The sequence below is a fragment of the Cupriavidus sp. H19C3 genome (assembly GCF_049393815.1).
GTDB lineage: Bacteria > Pseudomonadota > Gammaproteobacteria > Burkholderiales > Burkholderiaceae > Cupriavidus.
The window spans coordinates 3,995,390-4,008,042 of record NZ_CP184985.1; the positions used below are offsets into that span (position 1 = coordinate 3,995,390).

The window sequence follows — 12,653 nt, forward strand, 5'->3', positions numbered from 1 at the left end:
CCCCGCTTCTCAGGCGACCGCGTTCGTCACCGGCAGCCGCGACACCAGCAACTGGTCGATCTTGTGGTGGTCGATATCGAGCACCTCGAAGCGGAAACCCGCCACCGTGATCGACTCCGACTTCTTCGGAATCCGCTTGAGCGCGTAGATCACCAGCCCTGCCGCGGTATCGACATAATCCTCGCCGGGCAGGGTATCGATCTCCAGCGCCTTCTTCAGGTCGACGATGGGCGTCAGGCCATCCACCAGCCATGACGAGTCGTCGCGGCGCACGATCTGTTCGTCCTCGGACGAATACAGGATGTCCCCCATCAGCGCCCCGACGATATCGTCGAGCGTGACGATGCCCACCACCAGTCCGTACTCGTTCATGACCACCGCAAAGCTTTCGTGCATCTCGCGGAACCGGGTCAGGGACTCGGACAGCGTCAGCGTGTCCGGAATCACCAGCACGTTCTTGTCGTGGTGCTGGCCGATATCGGCCAGCACCGCGGCGCTGTCGTTGGCCAGCAGCTGCTGCAGGATGTCCTTGGAATCGATATAGCCGAGCACGTCGTCGAGGTCGTGCCCGCAGACCGGGTATTGCGCATGCGGCTGGTTGACGAGCTTGCGCCGCACGCTTTCCGCGGTCTCGTCGAGCGTCAGGTACACCACGTCGTCGCGCGGCGTCATGATGGCGGTAATGCCCTTGGAGTCCAGCTCGAATACGTTCTCGATCAGGTGCAGCTCGTGCTTGCGCAGCACGCCGGCCTCGGCCCCCGCATCGACCATCGCCGCAATGTCCTCGGTGGTGATCTGGTCGACCGGCTTGGTCGGCAGGCGGAACAGCCGCAGCATGGCATCGGCGGCGGCGTTGAAGATCCATACCAGCGGCTTGAGCACCTTGAGCAGGGTCAGGATCGGGTCGATCACGGCCACCGCGCAGGCCTCGGGGAACGTCATCGCGATGCGCTTGGGAATCAGGTCGGCGAACTGGATAAACAGCAGCGTCACGATCAGGAACGAGCCGATATTGGCCACGCGCTGGGCGTGGTCGACGCTGAGGTAGGGCAGCAGCGCTTCGTAGGCGAGGTCGGAGACGTGCTTCTCGCCGAGAATGCCGGCGAGGATGGCCACGCTGTTGACGCCGATCTGCACGATGGTAAAAAAGTTGCCGGGCTCTTCCTTGAGCAGCATGACCTTGGTGGCGCGCGCATCGCCGCGCTCGGACATGATCTGCAGCTTGGTGCGCCGGGCGGCGGTCAGCGCGATCTCGGAGACCGAGAAAAAGGCGCTGATCAGGACGAGGAGTATCAGGGTCAGGACGAACATGGTGTCGCGATCTTACCTGTCATGCGATCGATGATGGTGCACGCGTCGCGCGGCTGTCAATGCGCGCACGCGTTCACTTGAGGGCGTCGAAGCTCACCACCGGCGTCTCCAGGCGCTGCGGCAGCGTCACGGCCAGCGCCTCGGCCTCGGCGGCGAACTGTGCGCGCATGTCGTCGACCAGGCTGGATGTGCCGCGATGGCTCGCGCGCAGCAACTGGATCTCGAATGGCAGCACGGGCGCGATGTCGTGCAGCATCACGCGCGACGCATTGGCGCTCAGTGCGGTGTACTGGTCGAGCACGGTCACGCCAAGACCGGCGTCAACCAGCGAGAGCGCGAGCGAATAGGTCTGGACTTCGAGCGTGCCGTGCGGCTCCAGCCCATGGCGGGCCAGCGTCTGACGCACCAGCAGCCCGAGCGAGGTGTTGTCGTCGTGGCCGATAAAGGGCCGGTCCATCAGGCGCCGCATGGCCACGCTCGCGCGTCGCCCGCCGCTCGGCAACGGCTGCGCGCGCGGCACGGCCAGCAGCATGCGTCCCGCCGCCACCGGTTCGCTCGCGATCGCCTCGTGGCGCGGCGGCGAGTAGGCAAAACCCACGTCGATCTGGTTCGACAGCAGCGCATCGACCAGCTCGTCGGTATGGTGCGTGAGCACCTGGACCTGCGTTTCCGGATGGCGCGCGCAGAAGCGCCGCACCGCCGGCACCAGCAGCGGATGTGCGAGGCTCGGCGTGGCCGCCACGCGCAGGCGGCCCGCTCCCTTGTGCCGCAGGCTCTCGGAGACCCGGCGCACGCGCTCGATCTCGCCATATAGCCTTTCGACATCGCCATAGAGGGCCACCGCCTCCGGCGTGGGTTGCAGCCGTCCACGCACGCGCTCGAACAGGCGGAAGCCGAGCGAGGCTTCGGCATGCTGCAGCACGCGCGAAACCACGGGCTGGGACACATGGAGCAGGCGTGCGGCCTCGCTGACGGTGCCGGTCAGCATGACGGCGCGGAACACTTCGATCTGGCGCAGACGCATGGTTGTGGTGCGGGGTGGCGCTGCCGATGGTCGCGACTGGTGCGGGAAAGTACCAATAACGTGCGGGAAAACCCCGCTTTGCGGCGTACGGCAGGCGCCCATAGCATAAAGACATATTCTGGCACGTATTGGCATTGGGCAAGGCCGCCCGCGTGGAATACGCTCTGGCCCATCGTCTTTATCGGGCTCGGGACCAGGGTAGCCATGCGGGTAGCAATCGTAGGAGCAGGTGTCGTCGGCATGACCAGCGCATGGCGGCTGGCCAACGACGGTCATGAGGTCACCGTGATCGAGCGTCATGCCGGGCCTGGCGAGGAGACCAGCTTTGCCAATGGCGGCCAGCTCAGCTACAGCTATGTCGCGCCGCTGGCGGGCCCGGGCGTGCTGTCGAAGGTGCCGGGCTGGCTGCTGCGGCGCGATTCGCCGATGCGCTTCCGCCCGAGCGCGGACCCCGCGCAATGGCGCTGGCTGCTGGCTTTCGCGCGTGCGTGCAATGCCACCACCAGCGATGCCACCACGCGCAAGCTGCTGCGCCTGGCGTTTTATTCGCGCGACCTGATGCAGGCCTTCGTGCATGGCGAGCCGGTGCGGGGTGCGGGCCGGCCCGGCAACCTGCCGGGCGGCGGTTTCGATTTCGCGCGGCGCGGCAAGCTGATCGTGCATCGCGATGCGGCCGCCTTCGATGCGGCGCGGCGCCTGCTCGACTACCAGGCCAGCCTTGGTTGCGAGCAGCACGCGCTCGACCGCGATGCGTGCGTGGCACTGGAACCCGCGCTGGCCGGCATGCGCGACCAGATCGCTGGCGCCATCCATACGCCGAGCGAGGAGGTGGGCGATTGCCATCGCTTCTGTGTCTCGCTGGCCCGGTTGCTGCAAGCCCGCGATACGGTCAGCCTGCGCTTTGGCACACGCGTCACCGGACTGCTGCGCAGCGGGTCGCGAGTGACCGGGGTGGCCACCGCGACCGGCGACATCGAGGCCGATGCGGTGGTGGTGGCCGGTGGAATCGGCAGCGTGCCGTTGTTGCGGCCGCTGGGCGTGCGGCCCAAGTTGTGGCCGCTCAAGGGTTACAGCATCACGGTGCCGCTGGTCGACGGCGCCCACGCGCCGCATCTCAGCGTGACCGACTTTGCCAACAAGATCGTCTACGCGCGGATCGGCAATACGTTGCGCGTGGCCGGCATGGCGGACCTCGTGCCCGGCGGCCCCACCATCGATCGCGAACGCGTGGCCACGCTGGCCGCGCAGACGCGCGCCCTGTTCGGTGGCCTCGCCGGTATGGCCGCCAACGACGATGTCAACGCGTGGCAGCCCTGGGCTGGCCTGCGGCCCGCCACGCCGGACGGCGTGCCGCTGATCGGCGCCTCGCGCGTACCGGGGCTGTGGCTCAACCTGGGCCACGGCGCGCTCGGTTTCACGCTGGCCATGGGCAGCGCGGGACTGCTGGCGGACCAGATGGCCGCGCGCCGGCCCGCGCTCGACGCCGCGGATTTCAGCGCGCTGGCGGCCTGAGCGCGTCGGCCCGGGCGTCGCGGCGCCGGCAGGATTCAGCAGGTTTCGAAGTTGCAGTACCTCCGAGTTGCAGTACCGCAGTGTTACGTCGTGCCACTAAACCAAGCCCCATCCAGGAGCGAAACATGAAGAAACTGCCCACCTCCCATCTGTCGCGCCGCGTACTGGTCGCCGCCGCGCTCGCCCTCGTTGCCGCCGGCGCCCACGCCGCCGATGGCGACACGCTCAAGAAGATCAAGGACTCCGGTGTGATCTCGCTGGGCTATCGCGAATCGTCGATCCCGTTCTCGTACACCGATGGCAAGGAGGTCATGGGGTATTCGCACGAGATCATGCTGCAGATCGTCGACAAGGTGAAAAGCCAGTTGAACATGCCCAACCTGCAGGTCAAGCTCACGCCGATCACCTCGCAGAACCGGATTCCGCTGGTCCAGAACGGCACCATCGACATCGAGTGCGGCAGCACCACCAACAACCTCGAGCGCCAGAAGCAGGTGGCGTTCTCCAACAGCATCTTCATCTATGGCATCCGCATGCTGGTGAAGAAGGATTCGGGCGTGAAGGCACTGGCCGACCTCAAGGACAAGAACGTCGTCACCACGGCCGGCACCACCGGCGAGCGCCTGCTCGTGAAGATGAACGGCGAGAAGGGCATGAACATGAACCTGATCAGCACCAAGGATCATGGTCAATCGTTCCTGATCCTGGAGACCGGCCGCGCCGCCGCCTTCGTCATGGACGAGCCGCTGCTCTACGGCGAGCGCACCAAGGCCAAGAACGCCGCGGACTGGGTCGTCGCCGGCGAGCCGCTGCAGACCGAGAACTACGCGTGCATGTTCCGCAAGGACGACGCCTCGTTCAAGAAGCTCGTCGATGGGGTGGTGGCCGACCTGCAGACCAGCGGTCGTGCCGAGAAGCTGTACAACAAGTGGTTCATGACGCCGGTGCCGCCGCGCAACATCAACCTGAACTATCCGCTGTCGGCCGATATGAAGGCGTTGTTCGCGGCGCCTAACGACAAGGCGTTCCAGTAAGCGGGCCTCGGCGGGCACGCGCCGCGCGCCCGGCATGTGGCTGGGCGGTTATATAGCCATGATGGATCGTTATTTCGCTTTCGATAGTGTTTGCGGTAGTGTTGAGCCCGCTGTAGCCTTCTAGCGGGCCACGATGGGCACAATAAAGGGCGGGCGCCTTCATGAGAGGCGGCCGTCCGCACACAACTACCACTCACTGGAGAAGATATGGGATCGATTCGTACTGGCTGGTTCAAGCCCCTGCTGGCCGCCGCGCTGCTCGCCGGCGCTGGCCTGACCGCCGCCGCCGCAAGCGCGGCCGACCTGCTCGATAGCGTCAAGCAGGCGGGCGTGCTCAAGATCGGCATCGAGGGCACCTATCCGCCGTTTGGCTTTCGCGGCGCGAAGAACGAGCTGGAAGGTTTCGATGTCGACGTGGCGCGCGCCGTGGCCGGCAAGCTGGGCGTCAAACCGGAGTTCGTGACCACCGAATGGAGCGCGATCATTGCGGGCCTGCAGTCGGGCAAGTTCGACGTGATCGTCAACCAGGTCTCGGTCACCCCGCAGCGCAAGCAGGCGCTCGACTTCTCCACGCCGTACGTCTACTCGGCCGCGCAGCTGATCCAGCGCAAGGATGACAAGCGCGAATTCAAGTCTCTCGAAGACCTCAAGGGGCACAAGCTCGGCGTCAGCCTCGGCAGCAACTACAACGAGCTGGCCAAGTCGGTGCCGGGCATCGATGTCAAGACCTACCCGGGCGCGCCCGAGTACCTGCGCGATCTTGCCGCCCAGCGCGTGGACGCCGCGCTCAACGACCGCCTGATGGTCAACTATCTGATCAAGAACGCCAACCTGCCGTTGCGCCCGGGCGCGGTGGTGCAGGGGGCCAACTCCGAAGTCGCCATCCCGTTCCGCAAGGACAACCCCAGGTTCGCGCAGGCCATCGACAAGGCGCTGGACGACCTGCGCAAGGACGGCACGCTGGCCAGGCTGTCCAACAAGTGGTTCGGCTCGGACGTGACCAAGCCGTTGAAGTAACGCGCCGCGAGGCCCTGGCGGGCCAGGGGCAAGCGAAGGGGTAGGGGCAAAGGGCCCGACTTCCTGGCCTTGCTTCCGGACGCCCCGGCTCCCCCGGCGCCGGGCCTCGTGCGTGGCCGTGGCCCGCCGGCGCGGGGTCACGTATGATCGCGGCGATCGATCACGTTCATTTCCCGCCCCATGTCCGCTCTCACGCTCGTTGCCGACTCGCTGCCCGTGCTGTTGCAGGGCGCCTTGCTCACGCTCAAGTTCGCCGTGCTGTCGATGGTGTTCGGGCTCGTGATAGGTATCGGGGTGGCGCTGATGGGCATCAGCCACGCGACGGTGCTGAAGACGATGGCGCGGATCTACGTCAGCATCATGCGCGGCACGCCGCTGCTGGTGCAGATCTTCGTGGTCTATTACGGCTTGCCGGGCATCGGCATCGCGCTGGAACCCACGCCGGCCGGGGTGCTGACGCTGAGCCTCAATGTGGGCGCCTATCTGTCGGAGAGCATGCGCGGCGCGATTCTCGGCATTCCGCGCGGGCAATGGATGGCAGCGTATAGCCTCGGGCTGACGCGCGGGCAGACCTTGCGCTACGTGGTGGGGCCGCAGGCGCTGCGGCTGGCGGTGCCGAGCCTGTCGAACAGCCTGATCAGCCTGGTCAAGGATACGTCGCTGGTCTCGGTGATCACCGTGACCGAGCTGCTGCGCACGGCGCAGGAGATCATCGCCGCCACCTATCAGCCGTTGCCGTTATACCTGGCGGTGGCGGTCATCTACTGGGTGCTCAGCACAGGGCTGTCGGTATTGCAACGTGGGCTCGAGCGCCGGCTGTCGTTGCCGGGCCGTCATTGAAGGCGCCGCGGCGCCCGCGCGCCCCTCACTGTCTCCTCACCGCGCTGCCTCGCCGCATCATTGCCTCGGCGCCTGATTGCCTCCGCGCATCACCGATCGCCGACGCCTGACGATTGCGGCGCGGGCGGTGGGCGAGGGGTCTCCACCCGCAGTGGCCGGCCGGTCTCCAGCAGGGTCTTGAGTCCGGCCAGGATCAGCGGCCAGCCATTGCGGCCGCCCTGCAGGATCTGCTCGTCCACCGGCTCCTGATGCGTCTCGCTGACGGTCAGCCGCACCGCCTCGCCGAGCGCGTCGAGTTGCCAGGTGACGACGACCTCGGGCAGCGTGCGGAATGCTTCCAGCCATTCCACCCGCCAGGTCACCGAGAGCCGGTAGGGCGGCTCGCATGCCAGCACCACCCCTTGCGAGTCGATCTTGCCATCGTCCATGCGCAGCACGAACGGGCTGCCGACCTGCCAGTCCGACTCGACCCGGCGGCCAAAGAAATACTGCACGCTCAGCGCGGGATCGGTCAGCGCCTGCCAGACCTGCTCCGGTGAGGCCGCGATATAGGTAACGACGACGGTCTGCGGGGTTTGCATGGCTTCTGCCTCGGCTGTCAAGGGTGGGGCCCCGCCGGGGCGCCAGCCCTGACGGATGCCCGGTTGTGGCGGTGGCGGCCTCAGCCCTGCGCGATCCGGCTGGCGATATGCGCCAGCGCTTCTTCCACCTGGTCCACCAGGATCAGGCAGAGATCGCCGGGCTGCAAATGCGCCAGACCGGTATCGATGGCGAGAAACTCGCCGCGGATTTCCTCCACATGGTGCGCGCGCGGCGCGCCTTGCAGGCCTTCGCGCAGCAGCGCCAGTACCTCGCCATCCTCGCGGCCGCGCTGGCACTGGTCCTGATATAGCACTACGTGGTCGAACACGCCGCCCAGAATCTGCGTCTGCCGGCGGATATCGTCGTCGCGCCGGTCGCCGGCGCCGCTGATCACCACCACGCGGCGCTTCGACGGCATGGTCTCCACCGCATTGCACAGCGCCTGGATCGCGTCCGGGTTATGGCCATAGTCGGCGATCAGCGTGGCGCCCTTGTAGTCGAACACGTTGAAGCGCCCCGGCGCGGTCGCCGCGTCGTTGACAAAGGTGGCGAGCCCGCGGCGGATCACCGCCCAGTCGATGCCGAGCGCCCAGGCCGCGGCCACCGACGACATCGCGTTCTCCACCTGGAAGCCGATGCTGCCGTTGCGCGTGAGCGGAACGTCGGCCAGCGCGATGCGTACCTGGGCCTCGCCCTCGGATGCCACGATATGGTCGCCATCGACGAAGACCACCCGCTTGCCCTGCGCGCGGTGCAGCGCCATCGCCGGCAGCCCCGGATCGTGCGCAAAGAAGGTAATCGAACCCGGGCAGGCATCGGCCATGCGCGCCACCATCGGGTCGGCCGCGTTGAGCACCGCCATGCCGTGCGGCGCCACGTTCTGCACGATCACGCTCTTGAGTACCGCGAGGTCCTCCACGGTGCTGATATACGACAGTCCCAGGTGATCGCCTTCGCCCACGTTGGTCACCACCGCCACATCGCAGCGGTCGAACGCCAGGCCCTCGCGCAGCAGGCCGCCGCGCGCGGTCTCGAACACCGCCGCATCCACGTCGGGGTGCAGCAGCACGTTGCGCGCGCTGCGCGGGCCGCTGCAATCGCCGGTGTCGATGCGCTCGCCGCGGATATAGACGCCATCGGTGCCAGTCATGCCCATGCGCAGGCCGCTCGCGGCCAGCAGATGGGTAATCAGCCGCACCGTGGTGGTCTTGCCGTTGGTGCCGGACACCGCCACCACCGGGATGCGCCCATCGTCGCCATCGGCAAACATGGTCGAGATGATGGCTTCGCCCACCGCGCGTCCCTTGCCGTACGACGGTTGCAGATGCATGCGCAGGCCCGGCGCCGCGTTGACCTCGACGATGCCCCCGGCCTGTTCCTCGAACGGCTTGAGCATGGTCTCGCACACCGCGTCCACGCCGCAGATATCGAGGCCCACCATCTGCGCCGCCGCCACCGCACGGGCGGCGATATCGGGATGCACGTCGTCGGTGACATCGGTTGCGCTGCCACCGGTGGAAAGGTTGGCGTTATTGCGCAGGACCACGCGCGTGCCCTTCGCCGGCACGGAATCGGCGGTCAGGCCCTGCTTGGCCAGCACCGCCAGCGCGATATCGTCAAAGCGGATCTTGGTGAGCGAGGTGGCATGCCCCTCGCCGCGGCGCGGGTCGCGGTTCACTTCGTCCACCAGCTGGCGCACGGTATGCGTGCCGTCGCCGATGACCTGCGGCGGATCGCGCCGCGCGGCGGCCACGAGGTGCTTGCCCACCACCAGCAGGCGGAAATCGTGGCCGGGGATATAGCGCTCGACGATCACGTCCGACGAGATATCGGACGCCACCTCGTACGCCGTCATCACTTCCTCGCGCGTGCGGATGCGCACCGCCACGCCCTTGCCCTGGTTGCCGTCGCGCGGCTTGACCACCACCGGCGCATTGATTTCCTGCGCGGCGGCCCAGGCTTCCTCGGCGCTGCGCACCGAACGGCCGCGCGGCACCGGCACACCGGCGGCGTGCAGCAGGTTCTTGGTCAGTTCCTTGTCCTGCGCGATCGACTCCGATACCGCGCTGGTCATATCGGTCTCGGCGGCCTGGATGCGGCGCTGCTTGCTGCCCCAGCCAAACTGCACCATCGAGCCCTGCGTCAGGCGTCGATACGGAATCCCGCGCGCCACCGCCGCATAGACGATCGAACCGGTGCTTGGCCCCAGGCGCACGTCCTCGTCGAGTTCGCGCAGCCGGTGCAGCGCATCGTCGAGGTCGAACGGCAGGTCGTCGCGCGCGGCCAGGCAAAGTTTTTCCGCGAGGTCGAAGGCCAGCCGGCCGACGTCTTCCTCGCTGTATTCCACCACCACCTGGTAGGTGCCGGGCTCCAGGGTCGGCGCGGTGTTGCTGAACGTGACGGGACAACCGGCGGCGGCCTGCAGTCCCAGCGCCGCCACTTCAAGCGCATGCGCCATCGAGGGCGAGCCGGCCTCGTCGTCGGGACGCAGCGGGCCGATGCCCGGGAAGCGTGCGCGCAGGCGGTCTTCAAAGCCCGGCCTCGCGGCCTGCAGATGCGAGGCGTCCGAGCACGCGACGATCGCTTCGATCGCCGTATGACGGCACCAGAGATTCGGACCGCGCAGGGCCCGGATGCGAGAGACTTCCATAGAAAGCGTTTTCCGTTGTTCTTCGAGGTCAGCCGCGGCGGCCGTTGCGCCCCATCCACTGGTGCACGAGTTCCACGGCCGATTCGGTCGCGGCTTCGTCGCACTGGATCACCAGCAGGTCGCCGGCCACCAGCTGCGACAGCGCCGACTCGATCGCCGTACGGCGCGACCCTTCGTCGATGATCTTGGTCACCCGGCGGCCTTCGTACAGGCCCTGGCGCAACAGCGCGCGCGCTTCCGTGTCGGGCAGGTCGCGCCGCACGCTGTGGTCCTCGCAAAGGAACACGCGGTCGAACGTGGCCCCGATGATTTTGCCCTGGCGCACGAGGTCTTCGTCGCGGCGCTGCACGCCGGCGCCGAACACCAGCATGCGGCGCTCCGACGGAAAGCGCTCCAGCGCGGCACCGAGCGCTGCGAGCGCGGGTGCGTTGTGCGCGTCGTCGACGATTACCGTGGCGCCGTTGCGCTCGAACAGCGTGAAGCGGCCCGGCACATCGACCTGGCCCACGTCGAAGGTGACGATGCCCGCGCGGATCAGGTCGTGCGAAATGCCGAGCGCCCAGCCCGTGGCCACCGCCGCCAGCACGTTCTCCACCTGGAACGCCACGCGGCCCGCGTAGGTCAGCGGAATCGCGGCAACCTCGGTCAGCGCGGTCTCGCTGGCACCGGTGGCCAGCACGACCTTGCCGTCGCGCACATACACCGCGCGCTTGCCGGCGGCGCGGTGCGCGGCCAGCGCGGGCAGGTCGGCGGACAGGCCAAAGAAGATCACGTCGCCGTCGCACAGTTCCGCCATCTCCACCACGCGCGGATCGCGCGCGTTGAGCACGGCCACGCCGTCCTTGAGCACCACGTCCACCTGCGTGCGCATGACGTTGTACATGCGGTCGGCATCCTCGACGTAGTAGTCGCCGAGGTGGTCGGGTTCGTCGAAGTTGGTTACCACGCCGACCTGGCAGCGGTCGTAGACCAGGCCTTCCGACAGGATGGCGCCGCTGTCGTTCTCGAACACGGCCGCTTCCACGGCGCGGTTCATCAGGATGCGATGGCCGGCTTCCCAGTTGGCACGGTCGCCGGTCTCCACCTGGCGACGGTCGAGGAACAGGCCGTCGCTGCAGGCGAGGCCGGTGTGCCGGCCGGTCAGCTGCAGCAGGCGCGCCACCAGGCGCGCGACCACCGTCTTGCCGTTGGTGCCGGTAATGCCGACTACCGGAATGCGGCCGTCGTCGGGCTTGCCGTCGCGCGCGGGCGGAAACAGGTGCTCGACGATGGCATGGCCCACCGGGCGCGGGGTGCCGTCGGCGGGTTTGATATGCATGAGCAGGCCGGGCCCGGCGTTGACCTCGACGATCGCCCCGCGCTGGTCCGCCAGCGGCCGCGAGATATCCTCGGCCACCAGGTCCACGCCGGCGATGTCCAGGCCCACCACGCGCGCGGCCAGCGACGCATGGGCGGCCACGCTCGGATGCACGCGGTCGGTCACGTCGAACGCGACATTGCCATTACGCTGGATCAGCACGGTCTTGCCCGCGGGCGGCACCGAGTTGCCGTCTTCCAGGCCCTGGCGGCGCAGTTCGAGCCGTGCCGCCGAGTCCAGCCGCACGCGGTTGAGCGGATGGTCCTCCGTGCTGCCACGGCGCGGATCGGAGTTGATCTGCAGCTCGATCAGTTCGTCGATGGTCGACTTGCCGTCGCCCACCACGCTCGCGGTCTCGCCCATCGCGGCGGCCACCACGCGGCCCCCGACCACCAGCAGGCGGTGCTCGTTGCCGGGCACGAAGCGCTCGACGATGACGCCGTTGCCTTCGTCGATCGCCACCGCGTACGCGGTTTCCACTTCCTCGCGCGTGACCAGGTTGGTGAACACGCCGCGGCCATGGTTGCCGTCGTACGGCTTGACCACCACGGGCAGACCGATATCGTTGGCGGCCTCCCACGCATCCTCGGGGCTCTCGACCATGCGGCCTTCCGGCACCGGCACGCCGCACGACTGGAGCAGGCTCTTGGTCAGGTCCTTGTCGCGCGAGATGCTTTCGCCGATCGCGCTGGTACGGTCGGTCTCGGCGGTCCAGATGCGGCGCTGGCGCGCACCGTAGCCGAGTTGAACCAGATTGCCGTCGGAGAGTCGGATGGAGGGAATGTCGCGGTCGTCGGCGGCATCGACGATGCAGGCCGTGCTGGGGCCGAGGCAATGCTCGTCGACCAGCCGGCGCAGGTGGTCCACCGCGGCGGGCACGTCGAACGGGCGGTCCTCGATGGCCGCCATGACCAGATCGCGCGCGGCAAACAGCGCGGCACGCGTGACGTCCTCATGCCAGGCCCGCACGATCACCTTGTAGACGCCGCGCACCGGCGTCTCGCGCGCCTTGCCGAAGCCGCCGGGCATGCCGGCCAGGTTCTGCAGTTCGAGGGTCACGTGTTCGAGGATGTGGCCGGGCCAGGTTCCTTCCTCCACCCGCTTGAGAAAGCCACCGCGTTCGCCGTAGCTGCAGCGATGTTCGATCAGCGTCGGCAGCCAGGTCGACAGGCGCTCGTAGAACCCCGGAATCTTGTTGGAGGGAAACTCCTCCAGCTCCCCGATATCGACCCATGCCTCCAGCACCGGCCGATATGTCCACATATTCGGGCCGCGCAGCGACATGACATCGAAAATCTCAATGTCCTTCTTTTTCATTGAATTAGC

General features: G+C 67.5%; 9 protein-coding genes. 4 read left to right on the top strand and 5 right to left on the bottom strand.

Features of this window, described 5'->3' with window-relative positions; all coding sequences use genetic code 11:
• Positions 1-9 precede the first annotated feature (9 nt).
• Positions 10-1,311, bottom strand: a complete 1,302-nt coding sequence (locus DFLDMN_RS18450) for a hemolysin family protein (protein ID WP_423196305.1) — start codon at positions 1,309-1,311, stop codon at positions 10-12.
• 73 nt (positions 1,312-1,384) lie between these two features.
• Positions 1,385-2,335 carry a LysR family transcriptional regulator gene (locus DFLDMN_RS18455; RefSeq protein WP_423196306.1) on the bottom strand — a complete coding sequence of 317 codons (951 nt, stop codon included), beginning with the start codon at positions 2,333-2,335 and terminating at the stop codon, positions 1,385-1,387.
• Between the two features lie 204 nt (positions 2,336-2,539).
• Here DFLDMN_RS18455 and DFLDMN_RS18460 point away from each other — a divergent pair, with 204 nt between their 5' ends.
• The 4 genes from DFLDMN_RS18460 (at position 2,540) to DFLDMN_RS18475 (ending at position 6,738) form a co-directional block, all read left to right on the top strand.
• Complete coding sequence (locus tag DFLDMN_RS18460) at positions 2,540-3,847, top strand: D-amino acid dehydrogenase (RefSeq protein ID WP_423196307.1); 1,308 nt, start codon at positions 2,540-2,542, stop codon at positions 3,845-3,847.
• 125 nt (positions 3,848-3,972) lie between these two features.
• Entirely contained in the window at positions 3,973-4,881 is a 909-nt protein-coding gene (locus DFLDMN_RS18465; protein WP_423196308.1) for a glutamate/aspartate ABC transporter substrate-binding protein, read from the top strand.
• A 207-nt stretch (positions 4,882-5,088) separates the two neighbouring features.
• Positions 5,089-5,898: a transporter substrate-binding domain-containing protein gene (locus DFLDMN_RS18470; protein WP_423196309.1), complete on the top strand. Its 810-nt coding sequence runs from the start codon at positions 5,089-5,091 to the stop codon at positions 5,896-5,898.
• Between the two features lie 180 nt (positions 5,899-6,078).
• Positions 6,079-6,738, top strand: a complete 660-nt coding sequence (locus DFLDMN_RS18475) for an amino acid ABC transporter permease (RefSeq protein WP_423196310.1) — start codon at positions 6,079-6,081, stop codon at positions 6,736-6,738.
• Positions 6,739-6,827: 89 nt separating this feature from the next.
• Here DFLDMN_RS18475 and DFLDMN_RS18480 read toward each other — a convergent pair whose 3' ends face one another.
• The 3 genes from DFLDMN_RS18480 to cphA (DFLDMN_RS18490) form a co-directional block, all read right to left on the bottom strand.
• Positions 6,828-7,319: an SRPBCC family protein gene (locus DFLDMN_RS18480; protein ID WP_423196311.1), complete on the bottom strand. Its 492-nt coding sequence runs from the start codon at positions 7,317-7,319 to the stop codon at positions 6,828-6,830.
• Between the two features lie 80 nt (positions 7,320-7,399).
• On the bottom strand, positions 7,400-9,970 hold the full coding sequence (gene cphA, locus DFLDMN_RS18485; protein ID WP_423196312.1) for a cyanophycin synthetase: 2,571 nt from the start codon (positions 9,968-9,970) through the stop codon (positions 7,400-7,402).
• Between the two features lie 28 nt (positions 9,971-9,998).
• Positions 9,999-12,644, bottom strand: coding sequence for a cyanophycin synthetase (cphA, locus tag DFLDMN_RS18490; protein ID WP_423196313.1), 2,646 nt, complete (start codon positions 12,642-12,644; stop codon positions 9,999-10,001).
• Positions 12,645-12,653 lie beyond the last annotated feature (9 nt).

Coding starts and splice junctions, on each gene's coding strand:
- DFLDMN_RS18450 (WP_423196305.1), bottom strand. CDS start 1,311: ATGTTCGTCCTGACCCTGATACTCCTCGTCCTGATCAGCGCCTTTTTC.
- DFLDMN_RS18455 (WP_423196306.1), bottom strand. CDS start 2,335: ATGCGTCTGCGCCAGATCGAAGTGTTCCGCGCCGTCATGCTGACCGGC.
- DFLDMN_RS18460 (WP_423196307.1), top strand. CDS start 2,540: ATGCGGGTAGCAATCGTAGGAGCAGGTGTCGTCGGCATGACCAGCGCA.
- DFLDMN_RS18465 (WP_423196308.1), top strand. CDS start 3,973: ATGAAGAAACTGCCCACCTCCCATCTGTCGCGCCGCGTACTGGTCGCC.
- DFLDMN_RS18470 (WP_423196309.1), top strand. CDS start 5,089: ATGGGATCGATTCGTACTGGCTGGTTCAAGCCCCTGCTGGCCGCCGCG.
- DFLDMN_RS18475 (WP_423196310.1), top strand. CDS start 6,079: ATGTCCGCTCTCACGCTCGTTGCCGACTCGCTGCCCGTGCTGTTGCAG.
- DFLDMN_RS18480 (WP_423196311.1), bottom strand. CDS start 7,319: ATGCAAACCCCGCAGACCGTCGTCGTTACCTATATCGCGGCCTCACCG.
- cphA (WP_423196312.1), bottom strand. CDS start 9,970: ATGGAAGTCTCTCGCATCCGGGCCCTGCGCGGTCCGAATCTCTGGTGC.
- cphA (WP_423196313.1), bottom strand. CDS start 12,644: ATGAAAAAGAAGGACATTGAGATTTTCGATGTCATGTCGCTGCGCGGC.